Annotated in this window: 14 protein-coding genes and 1 pseudogene; 5 read left to right on the top strand and 10 right to left on the bottom strand. The window is 64.0% G+C overall.

Features of this window, described 5'->3' with window-relative positions:
• Positions 1-59 precede the first annotated feature (59 nt).
• The 4 genes from N3J91_14555 to N3J91_14540 form a co-directional block, all read right to left on the bottom strand.
• Positions 60-1046 carry a TerC family protein gene (locus N3J91_14555; protein ID MCX8157644.1) on the bottom strand — a complete coding sequence of 329 codons (987 nt, stop codon included), beginning with the start codon at positions 1044-1046 and terminating at the stop codon, positions 60-62.
• Between the two features lie 62 nt (positions 1047-1108).
• A complete protein-coding gene (gene secD / locus N3J91_14550; GenBank protein ID MCX8157643.1) occupies positions 1109-3622 on the bottom strand; it encodes a protein translocase subunit SecD in 2514 nt (837 codons plus the stop codon).
• 57 nt (positions 3623-3679) lie between these two features.
• The gene (gene yajC, locus N3J91_14545) at positions 3680-3943 is read right to left on the bottom strand and encodes a preprotein translocase subunit YajC (protein MCX8157642.1); all 264 of its coding nucleotides are present in this window, start codon (positions 3941-3943) and stop codon (positions 3680-3682) included.
• Between the two features lie 229 nt (positions 3944-4172).
• Positions 4173-6239, bottom strand: coding sequence for a thiamine pyrophosphate-dependent enzyme (locus N3J91_14540; protein ID MCX8157641.1), 2067 nt, complete (start codon positions 6237-6239; stop codon positions 4173-4175).
• 212 nt (positions 6240-6451) lie between these two features.
• Here N3J91_14540 and N3J91_14535 point away from each other — a divergent pair, with 212 nt between their 5' ends.
• The 4 genes from N3J91_14535 to N3J91_14520 all read left to right on the top strand — a co-directional run bounded on the left by N3J91_14535 (position 6452) and on the right by N3J91_14520 (position 9989).
• Complete coding sequence (locus N3J91_14535; GenBank protein ID MCX8157640.1) at positions 6452-6667, top strand: DUF433 domain-containing protein; 216 nt, start codon at positions 6452-6454, stop codon at positions 6665-6667.
• The gene (locus N3J91_14530) at positions 6664-7002 is read left to right on the top strand and encodes a DUF5615 family PIN-like protein (protein ID MCX8157639.1); all 339 of its coding nucleotides are present in this window, start codon (positions 6664-6666) and stop codon (positions 7000-7002) included. The genes N3J91_14535 and N3J91_14530 overlap by 4 nt, the downstream gene beginning before the upstream one ends.
• Before the next feature lie 204 nt (positions 7003-7206).
• Entirely contained in the window at positions 7207-8571 is a 1365-nt protein-coding gene (locus N3J91_14525; protein MCX8157638.1) for a Gfo/Idh/MocA family oxidoreductase, read from the top strand.
• 338 nt (positions 8572-8909) lie between these two features.
• Positions 8910-9989 carry a phage portal protein gene (locus N3J91_14520; GenBank protein ID MCX8157637.1) on the top strand — a complete coding sequence of 360 codons (1080 nt, stop codon included), beginning with the start codon at positions 8910-8912 and terminating at the stop codon, positions 9987-9989.
• Positions 9990-10014: 25 nt separating this feature from the next.
• Here N3J91_14520 and N3J91_14515 read toward each other — a convergent pair whose 3' ends face one another.
• From N3J91_14515 to N3J91_14490, 6 genes and pseudogenes are all read right to left on the bottom strand, one after another.
• Complete coding sequence (locus tag N3J91_14515; protein ID MCX8157636.1) at positions 10015-10674, bottom strand: HAD-IA family hydrolase; 660 nt, start codon at positions 10672-10674, stop codon at positions 10015-10017.
• The gene (locus tag N3J91_14510; GenBank protein MCX8157635.1) at positions 10671-11927 is read right to left on the bottom strand and encodes a Na+ dependent nucleoside transporter domain protein; all 1257 of its coding nucleotides are present in this window, start codon (positions 11925-11927) and stop codon (positions 10671-10673) included. The genes N3J91_14515 and N3J91_14510 overlap by 4 nt, the downstream gene beginning before the upstream one ends.
• A 35-nt stretch (positions 11928-11962) precedes the next feature.
• Positions 11963-12724, bottom strand: a complete 762-nt coding sequence (locus tag N3J91_14505) for a DUF1080 domain-containing protein (GenBank protein ID MCX8157634.1) — start codon at positions 12722-12724, stop codon at positions 11963-11965.
• 181 nt (positions 12725-12905) lie between these two features.
• Positions 12906-13283: pseudogene (locus N3J91_14500) on the bottom strand (dUTPase).
• A gap of 108 nt (positions 13284-13391) precedes the next feature.
• A complete protein-coding gene (locus N3J91_14495; protein ID MCX8157633.1) occupies positions 13392-14876 on the bottom strand; it encodes an MFS transporter in 1485 nt (494 codons plus the stop codon).
• A 75-nt stretch (positions 14877-14951) separates the two neighbouring features.
• Positions 14952-16520 (bottom strand): IMP dehydrogenase, encoded by a 1569-nt coding sequence (locus N3J91_14490; GenBank protein MCX8157632.1) that lies wholly within the window; start codon positions 16518-16520, stop codon positions 14952-14954.
• Between the two features lie 163 nt (positions 16521-16683).
• Between N3J91_14490 and N3J91_14485 the strand changes: the two genes are divergently transcribed.
• Positions 16684-23898: Ig-like domain-containing protein (locus tag N3J91_14485; GenBank protein MCX8157631.1), on the top strand; the 7215-nt coding region annotated here is incomplete at its 3' end.

The raw sequence follows: 23898 nt of genomic DNA, 5'->3' as shown, positions 1-23898 counted from the left end.
CCCTTCCCGCCGGCGAGGGCCGCCCGCCGCGAAAATCCCCCCAACCTGCCCCCCCGCGCTCACCGCGCCCGGTTCTCGTGCCAGGATTTCAGCACCGACACGGCAATCGAAAGCAGAATGATGGACAACACCACCCCCAGCGAAAGGGTGGTGGGAATTTTGACCCCGGGCCACAACTCAAACTTCTCCTGCACCCACGGCAGCAGCATCTTCAACCCAATAAACACCAGCACAAGAGACAACCCCGTCTTCAAATAACGGAAATAGCGGATGGCCCCGGCCAGCAAAAAGTAAAGCGAGCGCAGCCCCAAAATGGCGAACACATTGGAGGTGAACACAATGAACGGTTTCTGTGTAATGGCAAAAATGGCCGGTATGGAATCCACCGCGAAAATCAAGTCCGTCGTCTCCACCATCAGCAGCACCATCGCCAGCGGCGTCAGGGCCACGGTCAGCCGCCCCGTGCCATCGGCCGCCGGCACCCGCACCACAAATTTCTGCTCGTGGAAATCCGGGGTCACGGGGAACAGCTTGCGCGCCAGCTTCAACACCGGATTCTTCTCCGGATGCACCCCCTCATCGTCCACAAACAGCATCTTGATGCCGCTGAACACCAGAAAAGCGCCCATGAAGTAGAGAATCCAGTGGTAGCGTTTGACCAGCTCGCTGCCGGCGCCAATCATGACACCCCGCATGATCAGCGCCCCCAGGATGCCCCAGAACAACACCCGGTGCTGGTATTTGTCCGGCACGCGAAAGTAGGCAAAGATCATCGCGATCACAAACACGTTGTCCATCGAGAGCGAGTACTCGATGACATAGCCGGTGATGAACTCCACCGCCTCCTGTTTGCCCCGCCAGTAATACACCGCCCCGGCAAACAACATCGCCATCGAAAACCAGACCGTCGTCCACGCCAGCGCCTCCTTCACCTGCACCACATGCGCGTGCTTGTGAAACACCCCCAGGTCCATCGCCAGAAAAAACAGGACGATGGTGATAAATCCCACCCAGTGCCAGACGGTGATCTCTGCCAGTGCCAGCATGGCCTATATAAATGGCCTTAAAGGCCAAAAACGCCAAATGATTATGTCGCCCCGCCCCGGCCTCAAGCCGTGCGGGGACGCGACACCGGCGTCTCGATGGCCACATTCGTGGCCAGGGTGGGCCGCTCGCCCTTGTTCAGCCACAACACCAGCGCCCCCGCAATGTAGATCGAGGAATAGGTCCCGGTCAGAATCCCCACCAGGAAGCAGAACGAGAAATCATTGATCACCCCGCCGCCAAACAAATACAGCGACAGCGTCGCCAGAAACACCGTCCCCGAGGTGATGATCGTGCGGCTCAGCGTCTGGTTGAGCGCCTTGTTCATGATCTCCAGGAAGCTGCCCCGCACCCCCAGCTTCAAATCCTCCCGGATGCGGTCAAAAATGACGATGGTGTCATTGATCGAGAAACCAATGATGGTCAACACCGCCGCCACCACCGGCGCACTGAGCTGCCGCCCAAAGATGAAGAACACCGCCAGCGTCATCAAAATGTCATGCAACACCGCCACAATCGCGCCAATGGCAAACGAAAACTCATAGCGCATCGCCACATACACCAGAATCCCCAGCAGCGCGAGGAAGATGGCCACCATCGCCGATTTCTTGATCTCCTTCCCCACCGTCGGCCCCACCTTGTCCACCCCCATCACCTTCCAGCCGGCGTCAGGAAACGCCTTCTTCAACGCCGCCACCGCCTCCTCGCCCTTCTCGTACGGCGTGACCAAAGTCAGCGTCTCCTCATTCGAGCCAATGTCCTTCTGGTACTGAATGTTCACATCGCCCATGCGAATGCGATCCATTTCCTGGCGGATTTTGTCCACCTCCACCTTCTGGGCAAACGCCAGTGTCACCCGGTCGCCCCCCGCAAAGTCCACGCCATAAATGTGCGAGCCCCGGAAGATGCCCACCACCAGCCCCGCCACAATCAATGCCCACGAGGCAATGAACGCCGGCTTGGCGTAACGCATGAAATTGATGTTCGGGTTGTGGATCAACTGCAACATGGGCAGCGACTTCACCAAATTGAAGTGAATCATCGCGTCAAAAATCAGCCGCGTCACCACCAGCGCCGTGAACATGCTCGCGCTCACGCCAATGGTCAGCGTCACGCCAAACCCCTTCACCGGCCCGGTCCCCATGTAAATCAAAATCACCGAGGCAATCAGCGTCGTCACGTTCGAGTCCAAAATCGTGCTGAACGCCTTCTCATACCCCGCCGCCACCGCCCCGCGCAGCGACTTGCCCGCCGCCAGCTCCTCCCGCATGCGCTCGTAGATCAGCACGTTGGCGTCCACCGCCATGCCAATCGTCAGCACAATGCCCGCTATGCCCGGCAACGTCAGCGTCGTCCCAAAACTGCACATCACCCCCAGCAGGATGATGATGTTCAACAACAGCGCCACATTCGCCACCAGCCCCGCCACCAGGTAATACACCAGCATGAAAGCGCTCACCAACACCACCCCAATCACCGCCGCCCGGAATCCCTTGTGAATCGAGTCCGCCCCCAGCGACGGATCCACCTCGCGGCTCTCGATGATCTTCAACGGCGTGCGCAGCGGATTCTCCAGCACGCTGGCCAGCTCCACCGCCTCTTTTTCCGTGAACCGGCCCGTGATCTGGCCCCGCCCCCCCGTGATCGGCGTTTGTATCACCGGCGCCGACTGCAACTGCCCGTCCAGCACAATCGCCAACTGCCGCCCCACGTTCTCCTCCGTGATCCGCCCAAACAAATCCGTCCCCTTGGCCGTCAGACTGAAGGCGATCTGCGGCCGGCCGGTCAGCGGATCCCGGTCAAACCGCGCCTCCTTGATGTACTCGCCCGTCATCACCGCCTTTTTGGCCACCAGATAGGGAATCGCCGTCTCCTTGCCCTCCCGCGTGGAGACCTCCTTCAGCACCTCATACCCCGCCGGAATAATCTCCTGCGCCAGCAGCTCGCTGCTCTCCGGATGCACCAGCCGAAACTCCAGATACGCCGCCTTCTCAATCTGCCGCCGCGCCGCCTCCTTCTCGTCCTCGGACAACCCGGGAATCTGCACAATGATCCGATCCGACCCCGCCGGCTGGATGATCGGCTCCGCCACCCCAAACTTGTCCACGCGCCGCCGCAGCACCTCGATGGCCTGCGCAATGGCAATGTTGCGCTCCTCCTCGCTCCGCTCGCCCACCTGCGACAAATAATTGGTGTCCAAACCCACCAAAAACGAAGTGCCGCCCCGCAAATCCAGCCCCAGCTTGATCTTGCCCGCCGCCTCCCGCTGCAACTGCGCCAGAATCACCACCGTCATGTTGGAGGCCCCCACTTCCTTGCTCACGTTCACAAAGGGGAAGTAGTTGGTGATCATCCGCTCCCCAATGGCGTCCCGCAAGTTCCCAAACGTCCGCAACGGATTCTTGGCGTTCAGCTCCTTCGCCTTCGCCACCATGGCCTGAAAATTTGTGTCCGTGTTGACCGCCCGCGCCTGGAAGTACTCCAGCAAATCCCGGCTGGTCGGCGGATACATTTCGGCCGCCGACCACGCCACCACAAACACAATCAACAACAATTTCCAGAGATGACTTTGCTTCATAAGACAGGATGACGCTCCGTTGCTTCCCGATACCGGCTCATGCCCCTGCGCCCACGGTTACTTCTTCGGCGGGGCGGGCTCCTCCTCGGCCGCCGCCTCGCCCTTCTCCAACACTTCCGTCACCGCGCCGCGCGTGATCTCCAGCTTGGCGTCGCCGGAGCGCAGCGTCAGCGTCCGCTCGCGCACGGTCAGCACCGTCCCCACAATCCCGCTGGCCGTCAACACCTTCATGCCGCTTTTCAGGTTCTTTTGCATGTTCTCCAGCTCCCGCTGCCGCTTGGTCTGGGGGCGGATCAGCAGGAAGTAGAACACCACAAACATCAAAATGATGGGGAACAGGTTGACCCAGAACGGTGCCGATGACTGCGTGCCCGGCGGGGTTGCTCCGGCCAATAGCCCTATGCTCATAAACCACATATTCAATTAAATTAAGCCGACTAATTTACGGGCTGTCTGGGTTTTAGCAAGCCACAATCTTGCCCCGCCCCGCCGCCCCATCCCTACGGACGCCCGGAACGCAGTACGGGGCCTGGCCCTTGCCGGGGAGGCCTCACCCCAACAATTCCCGCGCCGCCTGCGCCATGCGCTCGGCCGTCAACCCATAGTGTTGATACAGATGCTCCGCCACATAGGCGCTGCGCCCAAACTCGCCCGGAATGCCCAGCGACTTCATGCGATGGGGGATGCCCGCGCAGGCCAGCGCATGGGCCACCTGCGCCCCCATCCCGCCCTGCACCTGATGATCCTCGATGGTCACCACCCGCCCCCCGCACCGCTGCACCGCGGCGCCAATCGTCGCCACATCCACCCGGTTGATGAAGGGGTTGTTGATCACTGTGGCCTGAATCCCCGCCTCGGCCAGCTTCTGCCCCGCCGCCAGGGCCTTCTCCACCAGCACCCCGCACCCCACCAGCACCACATCCTTGCCCTCGCGCAACACCTGCGCCTTGCCCCACGGATACGTGGCCCCCTCCACCCACCGCAGCGGGTAATTCTCCCGGCCCACAAAAAAGATGTAGCTTTCCCCGTCCCTGCCCGCCAGCCGGTCCGCCACCTGCCGCCGGATGGCCTCATACATCAACGCCTCCGCTTCCTCCGCGCAGGAAGGCGCAATTACCACCGTATGCGGTATCGCGCACGTCGCCGCCAGATACGTCGTCGCCTGGTGCGACGCCCCATCCGCCGCATCCTGCAGCCCAATATGCGAAAACACCGCAATCACCGGCGCCTGCGACAACGCCGCCATCGTCAGCGGCAGATTCCCCTTGGTCACCCCAAACTGCCCAAACGTATCGGCGATGGCCACAAAACCCAGCTTGGACAAACCCGCCGCCACACTCACCATGTTGGCCTCGGCAATGCCCACCTCCACCCAGCGCTCCGGAAAACTCTTCTGAAACAGGCTCATGCCCGTGGATCCCTGCACGTCCGAGGACACACTGAACACCGGCAACCCCTCCGTGGCCGCCCGCACCGCCGCCTTGGCCAGGCCGGTCTGCACCTTGTCCTTCTTCACCGCCGGCCCCGCCGCTGGCGCGGCCGCCGCCTTGGCCTTTTTGGCGGCCTCCTTCTGCTCCCATTCCGCCCGCAACGCCGCAGCCCACCGCGCCAACTCCTCCGGCGGCTGGCCGCCGTAGATTTCCTGCACAAATTCCACGATCTTCTCCGCGTTGTTCAGCGGAAAACCATGCCCGCCCGCCGCGTTCTCCATCGTGGCCTTCACCCCGTAACCCTTGATGGTCTTGACCCACACACACACCGGCTGCTGCGGATTGCCGCGGGCGGCCTCAATCGCCGCCTCCATGGCCTGATACACCGCCTCCAGATCGTGCCCGTTGGCCACCTTGAGCACCTTCCACCCCAGCACCGCCATCGCCTCCAGGCTGGGCTGCATGGAAAACGCATCCTTGCTGATCCGCCCGCTCAACTTGGTGTCATTGTCCGAAATCACCAGCACGAAGGGATTGAGCCGCCCCTTGCCCGCCAGCCCCGGAATGGACGCATACGCCTCCCGCGCCTCCCCCTCCATCGAGGCCCCGTCCGACGCCACGCACAATGTCACCCGGTCATTCCCCGCCAGCTTGTCCGCCATCGCCAGCCCCTCGGCCTGCCCAATGGCCGAACTCAGCGGCCCGTTGCTCAGCAGCACGCCCTCAGGATTCAGGTGCGATTCGCCATGGCCGGTCAGCTTGCTCTGCAGGCTCCGGAAACCCTTCAAATCATCAAACGTCATCCCGTCAAAACCATACAGGGCGCGCAACGCATAAATGCCATTCTCCGCATGCCCCGCGTCATTCACGTAATTGTAAGCCTCGTGCCACGGACGCCCCTGCACCGCAAACATCAGGCCGTGCAGCGCCGCATTGATCTCCGCAAACGCCGCCGGCCCGCCCCAGTGGCAGGCCGCCCCGCCGTTCACCGCGTGGATGTTCATCAGGGCCACCAGCGCCCGCGTGGCCCGCGGATCCGCCAGCACCACCGGCTGCCCGGCCCGGTTGCGCACCGTAACCGCATACTTCGGGGGTTGCGAGGGAGTGCCCGCCAGGCGGGAACGCAAGGCCAACGGTTTCAACGGCGGCGCTTCCACCGCCTGCACCACGGTCGTATCAGCACCCATAAAACATCGTCATTTCATTAACTTATTCAACCTGCACGCCAAATTAAGACCGGCACTTTAGTTAGACCGCCAAGAGAAGTGAAGCCCTTTTCTAACGATCCCCCCGCCCCATTGCGTGAGCGCTAGATTCCCTCAAAAGTGGAGCCCCAACAAAGCTGGCGCTCACTCGAATTGAATGGGCAAAACCAGCTTGTTAGGGGTATAGTACAAGTATGAATCGAATAACGATTGATCCAGACCAATGCGGAGGCCGCCCCTGTATCAGGGGCCTGCGCATCCGTGTGATTGACGTTTTGGATCTGCTGGCCCATGGCTTGACTCCACAGCAGGTGCTCGAGGAATTGCCAGACCTTGAGCCAGAAGACATTCAGGCTTGCCTCCAATACGCCAGCCGCAAGCTCAATCACCCTGTCTTGCTCTCTTCATGATTTGGGTGGACGCCCACTTGTCGCCTGCCCTGGCACCGTGGCTCACCACGGAATTTGGCGAAGACGCCCGCTCCGTGCGCGAGCTGGGGCTCGCTCATGCCAAGGACAAGGATATCTTCGCCGCCGCCCGCCAGGCCAATGCCATCGTCATGACCAAGGACGAGGATTTTGTGGAGATGGTGGAACGCCTTGGGCCACCCCCATGCGTGATTTGGCTGACCTGCGGCAACACCAGCAATGCCACACTTCGCCAGTTGCTGAAGACGACGCTGCCAAAGGCCTTGGACTTCATCAAGCAGGGCAATGCGATAGTGGAAATTTCCCGTTCCTCGTAAGCGCGCAAACCAGCCTCAAACATCGCCGCCGACTGCCAGGACAAAAGCAAAGGTCCTGCCTATAAGGTAATGTCTGCCCCTGCTGCCGGGGCCTCCGACCCAGCTCGGCCACTCCGGCACGGACTCCCGCCTCTGCTCATGGCTTAAGCCCCCCACGGTTGAATAAGGCGGCTTCGGCCAGCGTCTAACCTCGGCACGCAGCTTATGAAGCAACCCAACTCTGCCTTCTGCTCGCGCCGCCGGTTTTTACGCGCCTCGGCGGCCACCCTCGCCGCCGCCACGGTTCTGCCCGGCCACATTCTCGGCCTGCATGGCGCCACCCCCCCCAGCAGCAAATTGAACCTGGGCTTCATCGGCGTCGCCGGCCGCGGCGGGGCCAACCTGGACGGTTGCGCCGGGGAAAATATCGTGGCGCTGTGCGATGTGGACCGCGCCCGCCTCCAGAAGGCGCAGGAGCGCTTCCCCCAGGCCAAAGCCTTCCAGGACTACCGCAAAATGATGGACGAAGTCGGGCGCACCCTCGATGCCGTGGTGGTCTCGACGCCCGACCACACCCATGCCGTGGCCCTCATGCGCGCCATCAAGGAGCGCAAGCATGTCTATTCCGAGAAACCGCTGGCCCATTGCGTGCAGGAAATCCGCGCCCTGCGCGCCGCCGCCCGCCAGTACAAAGTCGTCACCCAACTGGGCAACCAGGGGCACTCCTCCGATTCCATCCGCCGCTTCCATCAAATGATCCAAAGCGGCTTCATCGGCCCGGTGCGGGAAATTCATGCCTTCTGTGGCAGCAACTACAGCCGCGTCGCCGAGCTGGAGCGCGCCAAACAGGAAATGCCCGTCCCCGAAACGCTGGACTGGGACTTGTGGCTCGGGCCGGCCCCGTGGCGCCCCTACAACTCCTGCTACGTGCCGGGCAAATGGCGCGGCTGGCTGCAATTCGGCACCGGTGTCATTGGCGACTGGGTATGCCACGTGGTGGATCCGGTCTTTTGGGCGCTCAATCTAACCGCCCCTGTCGCGCTGCAGGCCGAAGTCATGGACTACGACCCCAAATTGCACGCCGAAACCTGCCCCCCCGGCACCCGCATCACCTATGAGTTCGCCGCCCAGGGCACGCGCCCCGCGCTTAAATTAATCTGGTACGACGGCAAATGGTCCCCGCCCACCCCGGAGGAAATGGGCACCGAAAAACTCCCCGGCATCGGCGCCGTGGTGGTGGGCGAAAAAGGCAAGATCGTGTACGGCTCCCATGGCGCCGGCAGTTGCCGCATGATCCCCGATGCCAAAATGGACGAGTACCGCGAGCTGGAAAAAACCCTGCCCCCCAACCCCGTCCCCAAATCCCCCGGCCACTACGCGGAATGGTTGCGCGCCTGCAAAGGCGGGCCGCCGGCCCTGTCCCATTTCGATTACGGCGGGCCGCTGACGGAAATCGCCCTGCTGGGGGTCATTGCCTTCCGCTATCCGGGCACGCGCTTGCAATGGGATGCGGCGCGCGCGCAGTTCACCAATCACCGCGACGCCAACCGCCACCTCTTGGCCGAATATCGCAAAGGCTGGTCCCTCTAACACCGGGCCGCTGCACCAGCCGGAAAAAGCCCCGCCGGCCGGCGCGCCCGGCCGCCCGAGGCCGTCCACACCCGGCCAATTTCTGCTCCCGGAGCACTCCGCTCCGCCACCTCATGCTTCACGCTTCGCCCACCCGGCGTGACCGGGTCTTTGATGGCGCTGAACCTCAACTCATAAGGCCCATGAACCTCCTGCACTCCCTCCGCCACTGGCTCACCCCCGCCCCCACCACCAAGGCCTGCGCCCCCACCCTCGCCGCCTGGTTGCGCGGCGACCCCGCCGAGGCCTCCGGCGCCTTCCTCAACGCCCATCAGCAATCCGCCTGGGTCTATGCCGCCATCGCCGCCAAAGCCGCCAAACTCGCTCAAATCCCGCTCAAACTCTATCAGGGCGAGAATCTCATCCTCTCCGGCCCCGCTTACCAACTGCTCCAACGCCCGCACCCCCACCTCGACCGCTTTGCCTTCTGGGAACTGGTGGCCACCTGGTTGGATTTGCGCGGCGAAGTCTTTTTGCTTCCCGTGGACCGTCAAGGCGCCGTGGCCGCCTTGCGCCCCGGCGCCGCCCTCCAATACCTCCTGCCGCTGCCCCCCGACCAATTCACCGAAATCATCGAGCATCACACCCTCGCCGGCTGGCGTTATCAGGCCGCCAGCCCCCACGACCCCCTGCCCGGCATGGTGCTGTTGCCGGAGGAAGTCCTGCACCTGCGCCTGCCCAACCCCTGGCATCCCTGGCGCGGCCTCTCCCCCTTGAGCGTGGCCCACCTCGCCGCCCAAACCGATTACCACTCCGCCCAGTTCATGAAAGGCCTCATCCTCAACAACGCCGACACCGGCCTGATCGTCACCACCGAGCACCACCTTTCCCAGGCCCAGATGGACCAGGTCCAGGCCGCCTTGCGCGAGCGCAAAGCCCGCGCCGGCATGGCCGATCGCCCCCTCTTCCTCTCCGGCGGGGTCAAAGTCGAAAAACCCGCCCTCAACGCCGCAGACCTTCAATTCCTCGAAAACCGCAAATTCAACCGCCAGGAAATCCTGGCCGTCTTTCGCGTGCCCGACACCATCCTCGGCTTCACCGAAGATGCCAACCGCGCCGTCGCCGAAGCCCAGCTCCTGCACTGGATTCATCACGTGCTGGCCCCCCTCTGCCGCCGTCTCGAAGCCGGCCTCCAACCGCTCCTGGCCGCCCTGGAACCGCGGGCCACCCTGTCGGCCTGCTTCGACCTGGAGGACCTCCCCGAAATGCAGGACGCCCGCCGCGGCCGCGTGGATGCCGCCCGCACGCTCTTTCACCTGGGCGTCCCCCTCAATGACATCAATCAGGTCCTGGACCTCGGCCTGCCCCATTACCCGTGGGGCGACCGCCCCTACCTGCCGCACAATGTGCAACCCGTGGACGGGCACCAAAAACCCTGAACGGCCCCCCGCCTGCCCTGCCCCCTCAGGCCCCCCGCAAATCCTCCAGCGTCACCTCCGCAATCGTGGCCCGCACCACCGCCGCCTCCCCCAGTCGCTCGGGCGGATAACTCGACGCCACCGCCACGCAACGCATCCCGGCGGCGCGCGCCGCCTGGATCCCGCTCACCGCATCCTCAATCACCACACACTCCCCCGGCGCCACCGCCATCCGCCGCGCCGCCGCCAGAAACAAATCCGGCGCCGGCTTCTTGTGCACGGCGTCCTCCGCGCTGACCACCGCCTCCCACGTGGCCCGCGGCAGCCCGATCTTGTCCAGATTGGCCTCGATCTTGATCAAGTCCGCACTCGAAGCCACCGCCGTCTTCAACCCCGCCTGCCGGCACCGCCGCACCAGCTCCACCGCCCCCGGAAAGGCCCGCAGTTGGGCAGGCACCAGCTCCAGGTAAATCTCGTACGTCCGCCGTTTCGCCTCCTCCAGATTCAGCGCAAAACCATATTTCTCCGCCACCCCGCCCAAATACCGCAGCTCCCCCGTGCCAATAAACGGATGAAAATCCTCCGGCTGCACCACCAGCCCGCGCTCTTTGAACATGGCAATGGCCGCCGCATTGATCAGCGGCTCCGAATCGGTCAGCACGCCATCCATGTCAAAGATGACCGCCGTAATCCTCGAAGCATTCATATCATCAATCCGGCCAGCGTGGCCGATACATAACAGGCCAGCAGCCCCCCCAGCATGGCGCGCAACCCCAGCCGCGCCAGCTCCCCCCGGCGCTCCGGAATCAACGCCCCAATCCCGCCCACCTGAATGGCGATGCTGGCAAAATTGGCGAAACCGCACAGCGCATAGATCGCGATCGTGTAACTGCGCGCCTCCACCGGCGCGGCGTTCAGGGACACATAACCGATAAACTCATTCAACACCACCCGCTCCCCCAGCACCGCGCCAATCGCCAGACAATCCTGCGCCGGCACCCCCATCAGCCACGCCAGCGGCGCGTTCAGCCAGCCCAGCACCGTCTGCAAATTCGCCGGCGAGGTGATGCCCGCCACCGATTGCGCCCCCACCAGCAGCGCGTTGGCCAGCGCCACCACCGCCACAAATGCTATCAACATCGCCATCACATTGAGCGAAAGTTTCATGCCGTCCGCCGCCCCCTGGCACAGCGCGTCCAGGCTGTTGGTGGTGGTCCGCGGCACAAAACCCGCCGCCTGCCCGGCCGTCTCGCTGGTTTCCGTCTCGGGATGCAACATCTTGGATAGATACAACGCCGCCGGCGCATTCATCACCGAGGCCGTGAGCAGATGCCCCGCAAAATCCGGATGCCCCGCCTCGCTGGCCAGCTTGACATAAACCGATGCCACCCCGCCCGCCAGCGTGGCCATGCCGCCGGTCATCAAACACAACAGCTCGCTGCGCGTCATGCGCGCCAGGTACGGCTTCACCACCAGCGGCGCCTCCGTCTGGCCCATGAAAATATTGGCGGCCGCCGCCAGGGTTTCGCTGCCGCTGGTGCGCAGGACGCGGCGCATCAGCCACGCCATGGCCTGCACCACCCGTTGCAGCACCCCCCAGTGATACAGCAGCGAAGACAGCGCCGACACCAGAATGATCGTGCCCGCCACCGTGATGGCGAAAATAAACGTCTGCCCCGGCCCAAACGCCTGCTCCAGCGTGGCCGGCCGCGCCAGCGGGCCGAAAACAAAGGCGCACCCCTCATTGGCAAAAGCGATCAGCGCCCGGATGCCCCGCCCCGCATAATCAAAAACCAACTGGCCCGCCCGGGTTTTAAGGATGAACAACGCCAGCGCCGTTTGCAGGCCCAGCCCCCACAACACCGTGCGCCACGGCACCTCCCGGCGGTTGGCGGAAAGCGCCCACGCCACGCCCAAAAACACCCCCAGCCCCAACAGCCCCGTCAGCAGACCATGCATCGTCGCCCAGGGTATTCGCCCCCGCCCGCCCCCCTTTAATTCAACTCGCGCACGAAGATGTTTTTGAACTGCAGCAGGCTCGGCGGGCTGTTCCACCGCCCCTGCGCGTCCTTGCCGCCGTGATGTTGCAGCGCAATGCGCCCCCGCAGGGGCAGCTCCGGAATGGTGGCCCCGGGGATCACCGTCACCCCGTTGAGCACCACCGTCACCGTGCGCCCGCGCACCGTGATCTCAAACCGGTTCCACTCACCCACCGGCTTGTCAGCCTGATGGCGCGGCGTCACAGCCGCGCGCAATTCCGGCGGCGTCTTGGGATTCATGCGCACGCCGTACATCTCCCCCGACCCGATGGGCCAGCACCAAATGTTCACCTGGTACGTCCCCGAGCCCCGCAGGAAGATCCCGCTGTCGGAGTCCGGCAGCGCCAGTTGCAATTCCTTGCCGGTGATGTCGCGCGCATGCGTCCCATCGGGCAGAATGTAGGGCACATGCGGATTGGTGTAGGGCGTGGCCTTGATGCGCCAGTCCACCCGCAAAATAAAATCGCCCAGCTCCCGCTCGCACCACAGGCTCTTGTCGCCCTTGGCCTCGCTCTCCGCGTCGTAATCAATCACCCCATTGACCACCTTCCAATGGCCATTGTCCCCCTCCGGCACCCGCCAGCCCGTGAAATCTTTGCCATTGAACAGGGCAATAAACCCGGGCGGCGGCTCGTTGTCGGCGGCACATACCGGCGCGGGCGCGTTCAGGGAAACCGCCACCGCGGCGGCCAGCGAAGCAAACAGCAGGTGTTTCATGGCGTTGGATGGTTGGGAGCTTTTAAGTGCTTTTCATTAACCGCCCATACCGGCACACAACACCGGCGGGGACTTAATCAGGAATTATCCCCAGCGGCCGCTGGCGTGCAAGGTAAAACGCTCAACCTCCGGCAGCGGCGCTGCAAGTTTCAGCGGCCGCCGCGGGGGCTTTCTCCACCCCGATGTGCCGGCAGTCATTCTCGTCCTTCTCCGTGTACCCGCTCTCCTGCCGCTTGAAATTGATCTCGTTCTTCTTAACGTACGCCTGAAACACGTCATCGGCGCTCATCCCCAATACCTGCGCCAGGCTGATGAGAAAATGAAACAAATCCACCACCTCCACCCGCGCATTCTGCTCGTCAAACTTCTGGTATCGCGCCCACCACTTCCACGGCACGCTGTCGGTCAGCTCCGCTATCTCCTGGGACATCGCCCGGCAGTAGTTCAGAACCCACTGAATCCGCTCGGCCTCCGTCATGCCTTCCGTGCGGACCCCGATGCGTTCATTCAGGGCCTTTTGCATTCGGAACAGCTCGCGCAGTTGATCGGGTGCATCCATGCCCGCAGTGATGCCCCAGCCCGCCTCCGGCGACAAGGAAAATCACGAGAAGTTATTCACACGTGCGCAAGCGGTTGGGCTTGTCCATCCGCCGCCAACGGTGAGTTTTTAATCCGTCCGCCCCGCTTCTTTCACCCGGATAAACCGCTGGAAGAAAATCAGCCCCAACGGCGTGACGGCCGCCATCACCGCAATATACGTCCACAACATCCACGACATCCGCTCGCCCGTTGCCGGACAATACTGCTCCAGCAACCGGCCGGAGGACATCCCCACAAACACCTTGGCCACAAAAAAAGGCAGGTACGACAGCGACATGTAGGAAGCCTCCTGACCCTTGGGCGCAATGGCCGCCGGGTACTCATACAACCGCGGCGAGTACAGCGATTCGCCCAGCGACAACCCCACCACAAACAGGAAAATCATCACGTAGTACGGATGAATGAACGCCCCCTGCAGGCCCAGATAACCGTGATACAACCACGCCCCCAGCCAGCTTTGCGCCAGCGGCGCAAACCACTCCGGCGGCAGCGCCATCACAAACACCGCCGCCACCGCCACCGCGCTGCCCAGCGTCACCACCCGATATGCCGACCACCGCAACGTCAGCGTGCCCATCAGCGGCACCAGGAAAATAATGAGCATCTGGTTGATCGCCCACAACCGCCCGATCGGCGCCCCGTCCCCCAGCTCCCGAATCCCAAACTTGGGGTAGGTGTAGTTCATGTGATACATGATGAGCCGCACCGCCACCACCAGCGTTAAGAACGCCAGAAACTTGAAAAACGCCGGCTGCCGCCACAGCCCCGCAAAAATGCGCACAGTGTCATCCACCGCATCCCGCACCGTCAGCGCCAGCCCCTTGAACACTCCGCGATCCGCGTATTTGGGCTGCTCCGGCGTGATTTTGAGGCCCTCGTCCGTGGCCTCCACCCCCGGCCGCACCCCCCAATACAGCAAAACCAGGTTGGGCAAGGTCAGTAAAAAGCTGATGAGAAACAACACGCGATACGTGCTGAACTCCCACCCCAGCAGCGGCAGCGTGTAGCGCCCCGTCTCCCCCAGCCACGCCCGCACGTGATCAAAAATATAGGCCCCCAGCAGGAAGCCCAAATTCATCATCACATAGAAAATGGAAAACGACAGAGAGCGCTGCGCCGTGGTGGCATACCGGCGCACCGCCGCCACCATCACCGGCGTCATCAATGCCTCGCCCACCGCCAGCGCCATCAGCCCCACCCCCACCGCCAGCCACGGCACCGTGCTCAGCGTCATGGTCCCCCGCGCAAAAATGCAGACACTGATCCCCAGCAAAAACGCCCGCCGCAACCCAATCGCATCCACCAGCGATCCCACCATGACCGTCGCCATCGTCATCAGCGTGGACCACAACATCACAATGTCCCCCGCCTGCACGTCGCTGTAGCCCAAATCGCTGGAAAGCCACAAAATCAGGCACGCGTTCATCACCCCGTAGGCCGTGATGGCCAGCAGCTTGGCGAGGAACACAAGCCACAGCTCCCGCGCCGCGCCCCGCAGCACCATCACACGCCCCGCCATCTGGCGGAAGACCGGCGAAAACCGGGCGCTCATGCGTCATCCAGCCGGCACCCCGGCCCCGCCGCGGCGGTATCCCCTCCCGCCCGTGAAGATGGCCCAACCATACGCTCAGGTGGAAGTCTTCACCTCCACCACATCATGCGGCCCCGCCTCGCGCATCCCCGCCGGACTCACCCGAATGTACCGCGCCTTCTGCCGCAGCTCGGCCAGATTCGCCGCCCCCAGATAGCCCATCCCGGACTGGATGCCCCCAATCAACTGCGTCAGCACGCGATTCAACGGCCCGGCGGCCTCCTTGAGCGCCTCGATGCCCTCGGCCGCCACCTTGCGCGTGGGATCCGGCGTACTGTGGCCGTAGCGGGCGGCCGAGCCGGCCTTCATGGCCGCCAGGCTGCCCATGCCGCGATACTGCTTGTACAGTTTCCCGCTGATCTCAATCACCTCCCCCGGCGCCTCATCACAACCCGCCAGGATGCCCCCGCACACCACCGCCTGCGAAAGCGTCAGCGCCTTGACAATGTCGCCCGATTTGGTGATCCCCCCATCGGCCAGCAAAGTCACGCGCTTCTTTTTGGCGGCCTGGCTGCACACGTACAGCGCCGTCAACTGCGGCACCCCCACCCCCGCCACCAGCCGCGTCGTGCAAATGCTGCCCGGCCCCTGCCCCACCTTCACGATGTTGGCCCCGCAATCGGCCAGAAACTCCACCCCCGCCGCTGTCGTCACATTCCCGGCAATGATGGGCAGCTTGGGAAAGGCCTGCCGGATCATCCGCACCGCCTCCCCCACCCCCCGCGAAAAACCATGCGCCGTGGACACCGCCACCACATCCAGCCCCCGCTCCACCAGCCCCCCCACGTGCGAGATCAGCCGCTCCCGGTCAATCTCCCCAAACGCATTGCGCGTGGCCGACACCGCCGCACCGCAAATCAACCGCCATTTGTCATCCCGCGCCGGTTTGAACAGGGCCTTTTTCTCCTGGATGATACGCTCCACATCGCTGATGGTGAACAGCCCGTACAGCCGGTCCTGATCATCCACCACCAGCAGCTTGTTGATGCCCGGATGCTCCGAGAAAAATTTGTCCGCCCGCGCAATCGGATCCCGCCCCAGCTCCCGCTTCTGAATCGTCTGCACCTGCGCGCGCGGCGTGAGGATCTCCGCCACCGTGTGCCTGGCATAGCGCGGCTTCACCACGTGCCCCGGCAGCAGCCCCAGCAACTTCCGCTGGGCGTCAATCACCGGAAACGTCCGAAACTGAAACCGCCGCTCCTCCACCATCGCCAGCACCTCCCCAATGTGCTGCTCCGGGCTGACCGTCACCGGATCCTGAATCAGCCCGTGCACATGATGCTTGACCCGCGAGACCTCCGAAAGCTGCTCGCGGTCGCTCATGTTGTAATGGATCAGCCCCAGACCCCCGTTCAGTGCCATCCCAATGGCCATCGCCGACTCCGTCACCGTGTCCATGTCGGCCGAGATGATCGGTATGTTCAGGGTGAGGCCCGGCGCCAGCACACTTTGCAGCACGGTGTCCCGGGGCAGAATCTCCGAGTAATTCGTTGCCAGCGTGACGTCGTCGTACGTCAACGCCAGCGCGGCGTGAGCCCGAAAAAAGGCGTCCGCCGGCAGGTAGAACTGGTTATCGGTCGCGTTGCGAAACGATTTGGTCGCCATGCGGTATTGTGTCTGGCTTGCCGCCCGAACGCAAGCCCGGAAAATCACCCCCACCCCCCCGCACCGGCGGCGGGAGCAGAAGCAAGGCCCGCTTGCTTTGTTGCGCTTTTGTAACCGTTCAGTCAGAATTGGCGTCTAAATCAAAGACGTATTAAGTTTTTACATGAGAAACATTCTTTGGGCCTTGGCCGCCTTCGGCCTTTCGCTGGCATCGGCCATCGGGCAACCGGCCAACAATAGTTTCGGCAACCGCATCCCCCTCACCGGCGTCACCGCCACCGCCACCGGCAGCAATGTCGGGGCCGACATGGAGTTTGGAGAGCCCAACAACCCCAACCAAGTGGGACGCCTGGATGGCACTGTCTGGTGGAGCTGGACGGCCCCCATGAGTGGCCGCGTCACCATTGACACCGTGGGCAGCGACTTCGACACCGTCCTCGGCATCTACACCGGCACATCTGTTTTCTTTCTCACTGTGGTGGCCGCCAATGACAATATCGCCACCAATCAGGTGCAAAGCCGCGTAACCTTCGAGGCCACCGCCAACACCCAATACCAAATCCAGGTCGGCGGCCGGCGGCCCGGGGGCGGCAATACCACCGCCCGCGGCAATATCGTGCTGAATGTGGCCATGCAGTTGCCGGTCATCCTCAGCTCCCCCACCAACGGCAGCCTCTACGCCGCAGGAGCCCCCGTCCCCTTCACCGCCACCGGCACCCCGCCCACCCCCCCCATCGTGCGCATGGAATTTTACCGGGCCACCACCCTCATTGGCACCGTGAGCAATGCGCCTTACTCCCTGGTGACAAGCAACCTCCCGCTGGGCACCTACGGCGTCTATGCCGTCTTGGTGGATGGCGCCAACACCCGCTCCACTTCAGCCGTGGCCACCGTGACCATCATGAACCCCGGCGTGGCCATTACCGCCCCCCCCGACGGCGCCAACCTGGCCACCAATGTCATTAACATCTCCGCCGTGACCGTCCTCCCCTCCGGCGCCATCACCAATGTGGCCTTTTACGGCGATGAAAACCTGCTCGGCTTTGATGCCACCGCCCCCTTCAGCTTCACCTGGACCAACGTAAGCCAGGGCTTGCACCTCCTCCGGGCCATCGGCTGGGCAAACACCGGCCTCACCTACACCTCCCCGCCCGTCTATGTGGCCATCGCGCAGACCATCGTGCCCACCGGCTCTGTCTGGAAATACCTCGATACCGGCGTGGACCAGGGCACGGCCTGGCGGGACCCGGCCTTCAACGACTCCGCCTGGCCCGAGGGCCCGGCGGAACTGGGCGCCGGCGACTCCGCCGACGGCCGCCCGGAGGCCACCGTCATCAACATCGGGCCGGACAACGCCCGTTTCCCCACCATTTATTTCCGCCATCGCTTTATGGTGGCCAACCCCGCTGCCTACTCGGCCCTGCTCCTCCGCGTGCTGCGCGACGACGGCGCCGTCATCTACCTCAACGGCGTGGAGGTCAACCGCCAAAACATGCCCGCCGGCACCATCACCTACAACACCTATGCCTCGACCTCGGCCAGCGACGACGGCACCGTTTATTATGAGGCGGAAATCGCCAATTTGCTCGTGGCCGGCACCAACGTCCTCGCCGTGGAAGTGCACCAGAACAGCGCCACCAGCTCCGACCTGAGTTTTGATTTGGAACTGCGCGGCTACCCCGTCATCGTCCGCAATCAATCCCCCCTAGTTACCTGGCAAAATCCCACCAACCAGGCCGCCCTGGCCGGCCCCGCCGCCGTCACCCTCCAAGTCCAGGCCACCGACCCCGATGGCACCGTGGCCTACGTGGAGTTTCGGGTGGATGGCCTGCTCCTGGGCCAGGCAACCAACAGCCCCTATCAAATGACTTGGAATGCTCCCGCAGTGGGCTTTCACACCCTGGAGGCCGCTGCCGTGGATGCCGAGGGCGCCCGCGGCAGCAGCACCCTGCAAGTTTCCATTCATGATGCCCAGGCCACCCCCCTCGTGCAACTGACCAGCCCCACCAACGGCACCCGCATCTCCGGCCTGGAAATGCCCACCAACGTCTTGCTGACCGCCCTCGCCGCCGGCGTGGGCGGCCTGGCCCAGGTGGAATTTCGGGCCAACGGCCTGACCCTGGGCACCGACACCACCGAGCCTTACAGCCTGACCTGGAGCAACGCCAGCTTCGGCACCAACGCCCTGACCGCCGTGGCCACTGACGGCCAGGGCCGCAAAGCCACCTCCGCCGTCGTCACCCTCATCCTTGACGAGCCGCCCCGCAACACCAACCCCCCGGTGGTCGCCAGCGTCACCCCGGCCCGCGGCGCCACCGTCACCAGTCTCACCAGCATCCAGGTCATCTTCAGCGAGCGGGTGACCGGCGTCCATGCCGCGGATTTGCTCGTCAATGGCGTGCCGGCCACGGCCGTCACCGGCAGCGGCTCCAACTACACCTTCACCGTCACCCAGCCCGCCTTCGGCCTCGTGGCCATCACTTGGGCCGCCAATCATGGCATTGCCGACATCGGCTGGCCCGCCTCCCTGCCCTTTGACCCGCAGACCCCCGGCAACACCTGGTCCTACGAGCTGGTGGACCGCACCCCCCCGGTGGTGGCCTCCCAAAATCCCCCCGCCGGCAGCACCCTCACCAACCTGAATCAGGTCACCGTCGTGTTCAGCAAACCCGTGCAGGGCGTGGACGCCGCCGATTTCCTGGTCAACGGCACCCCGGCCGTGGGCGTGACCGGCGCCGACACCACCTACACCTTTTATTTCGCCCCGCCGGCCCCCGGCACGGTGAACATCACCTGGGCCGCCAATCATGGCATCACCGACCGGGTCTCTCCACCCAATGCCTTCAACCCCGCCACCGCCGGCAACACCTGGAGCTACACCCTGGACAACCGCACCGTCCTCGTGGCCAGCAATGCCGTGTACCGCTTCTTCCGCGGCCGCACCGAAGCCTCCGATCCCTACAACGCCTGGCGCCTGTTGAACTTTGACGACTCGGCCTGGGAGGTCGGCATGGCGCCGTTTTACTACGATGCCAACACCCCGCCGGTGTACTCGGGCAACACGGCGCTGAATGACATGCGCAACAACTACACCTGCGTCTTCCTGCGGCATGCCTTCGTGGTGCGCAACGTCCAGGCCATCACCAATATGTTCGTGCAATTCCGCTGCGATGACGGCTTCGCCGCCTGGATCAACGGCGTCGAAGTGGCCCGCTACGCCATCCCCAACGGCGAGCCTAGTTACACCACCCTCGCCAACAACGCCCCCAGCCCCCTGGTCACCTACACCTACACCCTTCCCGACCCGCGCACCTATCTCGTCGAGGGCACCAACCTCCTGGCCATCATGCAGTTCAACACCAGCCTCGCCAGCTCCGACCTCCTCCTCGAAAGCATCTGGTACACTTATCTCGCCGATGTCTCCCTGCTCCCGCCCACCGTCCAGGTGGTGATGCCTCCCGCCGGCCCCGTCTTCACCCTGACCAATCTGACCGTCAAGTTCTCCGAGCCGGTCACCGGCGTGGACGCCGCGGATTTGCGCCTCAACGGCGTGCCCGCCGTCGCCGTCACCGGCGGCAGCAGCAATGACACCTTCACCTTCAGCTTCCCCCAGCCGGCTTACGGGCCGGTGGCCATCACCTGGGCCGCCAATCATGGCATCGTGGACTTTGACAATCCGCCCAAGGCCTTCGAGCCGGCCACCCCGGGCAACACCTGGCAGTACCAGCTCCTCAACCCCAACGCCCCCTTCGTGGCCGCCCAGAATCCGGCCGCCGGCGCCCAACTGACCAACCTCACCCAAATCACCGTCATCTTCAGCAAGCCCGTCACCGGCGTGGACGCCGCCGACCTGCGCATCAACGGCCTGCCCGCCACCGCCGTCAGCGGCAGCGGCGCCACCTACACCTTCACCCTGGCGCAGCCCGCCTACGGTCAGGTGAGTGTCTCCTGGGCCGCCAATCACGGCATCACCGATTTGGAAACCCCCGCCAACGCCTTCGAAAACACCCGCGCCGGCAATTCCTGGACCTACACGCTGGTGGACCTCATCCCCCCCACGCTAATCTCCGTCACCCCAACGCCCAACTCCGTGGTAACCAACCTCACCCAGATCACCGTGCGCTTCTCCGAGCCGGTCACCGGCGTGGACGCCGCGGATTTGTTGATCAATGGCGTGCCCGCAGCCGCCGTCAGCGGCAGTGGCGCCCAGTACACCTTCACCTTCCCGCAACCCAACTCCACCTTGATTCAGGTCGCCTGGGCCATCGGCCACGGCATCACCGACCTCGCCGCCAACCCCAACGGCTTTGATCGCAATGCGCCCAACGCCTCGTGGACCTACACCACCCCCGACACCCTGCCGCCCTCGGTCATTGCCATCACCCCCCTGCCAGGCACCACCGTGGGACGCCTCGACCAGATCACCATCCTCTTCAGCGAGCCGGTCACCGGCGTGGATGCCACCGATCTCCTCATCAACAGCCGCCCGGCGCGCTCCGTGACGGGCAGCGGTGCGGGCCCGTACGTCTTCAGCTACCTGCCGCCCTCCAACGGCGTGGTCGAAGTCCGCTGGTCCCCCGCGGCCAATATCCAGGACCTGGCCCCCTCCCCCAACGCCTTCGCCGGCGGCGAGTGGACCTACCGCCTCCAGGCCGGCCTCAGCTACGCCAACAAGGTCATCTTCAATGAAATCATGCACAACCCCCGCGGCGGCGCGGCCGCCCTCGAATGGATCGAGTTAAGAAACCTCACGGCCGAGCCGGTAAATCTCACCGGCTGGCGTCTCAGCCGCGGCGTCTCCTTCACCTTCCCCGCCGTGACCCTGCCCGCCAACGGTTATCTGGTCGTGGCGGCCAATGTCGCCGCCTTCCGCTCCAACTACCCCACCGTCACCAACGTCGTGGGCGGCTGGACGGGTCAGTTGGCCAATGGCGGCGAAACCCTCGCGCTCGTCTCCGCCGAGGGCGAGGAAATCCACCGCGTGCGCTACGCCAGTGAAGGAGACTGGGCCACCCGCGAGCGCGGCCGCGGCGCCCAGCCCGTGTTGAGCATCACGCGCAGCGGCACCACCGCCACCGTGACCATTTTCAGCCACGGCTACACGGCCAATGACCACGTCCTCATCAGCGGCGCCGACCAGCCCGAATACAACGGCCGCTTCGTGGTCAACAGCGTGGGCGCCAGCACCTTCACCATCACCGTCTCCGGCAGCCCGGCCACGCCGGCCACCGGCAACATCATCTGCCGCCAGGTGCTCGATAACGGCGCCTCCGGCTGGGCCTGGTTCTCGGCCGCCGACGGCTTCGGCAGCTCGCTCGAGCTGGTCAATCCCGCCCTGCCCCATACCTCCGGCCAAAATTGGTTGAGCAGCACCGTCCCCGGCGGCACCCCGGGGCGCGCCAACTCCGTGGCCACCAACAATGTGGCCCCGCTCATCCTGTCCGCCTCGCATTATCCCCTGGTGCCCCGCTCGACCGACCCCGTGACCGTGCGGGCGCAAATCGTGGATGAACTGACCAACGGCGTCCAGGCCGTCACCCTCTATTACCGCAATCACAGCACCACCTCCCCCGGCAATTTCACCGCACTGGCCATGCGCGACGATGGACTCAGCGGCGATGGCGTGGCGGGTGACCGCTGGTATGGCGCCCGCCTCCCCACCTTCACCAATGGCGCCATCATCGAGTTCTACCTCCAGGCCACCGACACCTCAGGATTGAGCCGCACCTGGCCGGCCCCCGCCTGGAATACCAACGGCGTCTATGGCCAACTGGCCAATGCCCTCTTCCAGGTGGATAATGAAGTCCTCACCAACACCATGCTCGGCGTGCGCATCGTCATGACCGCCACCGAGCGCGCCACCTTCCCCGCCACCGATACCGCCAGCGACGCCGAGTCCCACATCACCCTCATCCTCCAGGACGGCAATGAAACCGACGTCCGCTACAACGGCGGCGTGCGCATCCGCGGCGCCGGCTCGCGCTCGCGCAACCCCAAAAACAACCGCATCAACATCCCCAATGACAACCCCTGGAAAAACCTCAGCGCCATCAACCTCAACTGCCAGTTCATCCACGCCCAATACGTCGGCAACGTCCTCGCCCAAAAATCGGGTTTGCCGGCGGCCGACTGCATGCTGGCGCAGTACCGGGTCAACGGCCTGAACCTGGCGCCGGTCACCGCCCCCGCCAACGGCACCAGCTCCGGCGCCGGCTATGGCACCTACCTCCTCCTGTATCCCGTCAACGGCGAGCTGGCCCAGGAAATCTGGCCGGAAGATGGCGATGGCAACGTCTATCGCGCCTCCATCTTCCCCCACAACGCCAACCTGAATTATCTGGGCACCGACCCCTCCAGTTACGTGGCCAGCGGCTATTATAAAAACTCCAATCGCGCCGAAAATGACTGGAGCGATTTGATCAACCTGACCTATGCCTTCAGCCAGATCGCCAACGAACAGGACTACCGCAACGCCATCGTCACCAATCTCAACGTCCAGTTGTGGATGCGCTACTTCGCCTATGGCTCCATGGTGAATTACGGCGAAACCTCCCTCTTCAACGGCCGCGGCGATGACTACGCCCTCTACCGCGGCATGAAGGACCGCCGCTTTGTGCTCATCGGCCATGACTTCGACACCATCTTTGGCCAGGGCGATACCACCACCTATTACCCCACCCTGACCAATTCCTCCATCTGGATCATGCTCAACCCCCCCAGCCCCGAGCCGAATGTGCCGTTGCTGCGCCGCTTCCTGACCAACGCCCCCTTTGCCCCCATCTTCTTCGCCGAGCTTAAACGCTTGTGCGACACCACCTTCCACCCCGACCACCTCTTCCCCTTCTTTGATCAGTTGCTCTCCGGCTGGGGGCCGGACGCCGCCAAAATCCGCGAAATGAAAACCCACGCCTTCAACCGGCGGGCGGTCGTCCTCTCGCAGATTCCCCTCACGCTCACCGTCAGCAGCAGCCTCCCCACCCAGAACGGCTACCTCTACACCACCTCCCCCAACGTCACCCTCTTCGGCCAGGCCAACGTCATTGATACCCGCCAGGTCTGGGTCAACGGCAACGCCGCCCTCTGGTCCGCCTGGGAGGGACGCTGGACCAACAGCCTGACCCTCCGCCCCGGCCTCAACCGCGTGCTCGTGCAGTCCCTCAACAGCAACAATGTGGTTTTCGCCAGCGCCACGGCGGACATCTGGTATGACACCACCAGCCAACCCGTCTCCGGCACCATCAGTGCGGACACCACCTGGCTGGCGGCCAGCGGGCCCTACAACGTGACCGGCACGCTGACCATTGGCAGCGGGGCCACCTTGACCATCCAGCCGGGCACCACCGTCTACTTCGGCAGCGGGGCCAACCTGGTGGTGGCC

It is taken from the genome of Verrucomicrobiia bacterium (genome assembly GCA_026414565.1).
Classification (GTDB): domain Bacteria; phylum Verrucomicrobiota; class Verrucomicrobiia; order Limisphaerales; family Fontisphaeraceae; genus Fontisphaera.
This window is presented reverse-complemented; position numbering and strand designations above follow the sequence as displayed.

Bases quoted from the DNA above. Each gene is read 5' to 3' on its own strand.
- N3J91_14495 (MCX8157633.1), bottom strand. From the start codon at position 14,876: ATGAGCGCCCGGTTTTCGCCGGTCTTCCGCCAGATGGCGGGGCGTGTG.
- N3J91_14515 (MCX8157636.1), bottom strand. From the start codon at position 10,674: ATGAATGCTTCGAGGATTACGGCGGTCATCTTTGACATGGATGGCGTG.
- yajC (MCX8157642.1), bottom strand. From the start codon at position 3,943: ATGTTTGTGGTGTTCTACTTCCTGCTGATCCGCCCCCAGACCAAGCGG.
- N3J91_14510 (MCX8157635.1), bottom strand. From the start codon at position 11,927: ATGCATGGTCTGCTGACGGGGCTGTTGGGGCTGGGGGTGTTTTTGGGC.
- N3J91_14535 (MCX8157640.1), top strand. From the start codon at position 6,452: ATGAATCGAATAACGATTGATCCAGACCAATGCGGAGGCCGCCCCTGT.
- secD (MCX8157643.1), bottom strand. From the start codon at position 3,622: ATGAAGCAAAGTCATCTCTGGAAATTGTTGTTGATTGTGTTTGTGGTG.
- N3J91_14540 (MCX8157641.1), bottom strand. From the start codon at position 6,239: ATGGGTGCTGATACGACCGTGGTGCAGGCGGTGGAAGCGCCGCCGTTG.
- N3J91_14525 (MCX8157638.1), top strand. From the start codon at position 7,207: ATGAAGCAACCCAACTCTGCCTTCTGCTCGCGCCGCCGGTTTTTACGC.
- N3J91_14555 (MCX8157644.1), bottom strand. From the start codon at position 1,046: ATGCTGGCACTGGCAGAGATCACCGTCTGGCACTGGGTGGGATTTATC.
- N3J91_14505 (MCX8157634.1), bottom strand. From the start codon at position 12,724: ATGAAACACCTGCTGTTTGCTTCGCTGGCCGCCGCGGTGGCGGTTTCC.
- N3J91_14490 (MCX8157632.1), bottom strand. From the start codon at position 16,520: ATGGCGACCAAATCGTTTCGCAACGCGACCGATAACCAGTTCTACCTG.
- N3J91_14530 (MCX8157639.1), top strand. From the start codon at position 6,664: ATGATTTGGGTGGACGCCCACTTGTCGCCTGCCCTGGCACCGTGGCTC.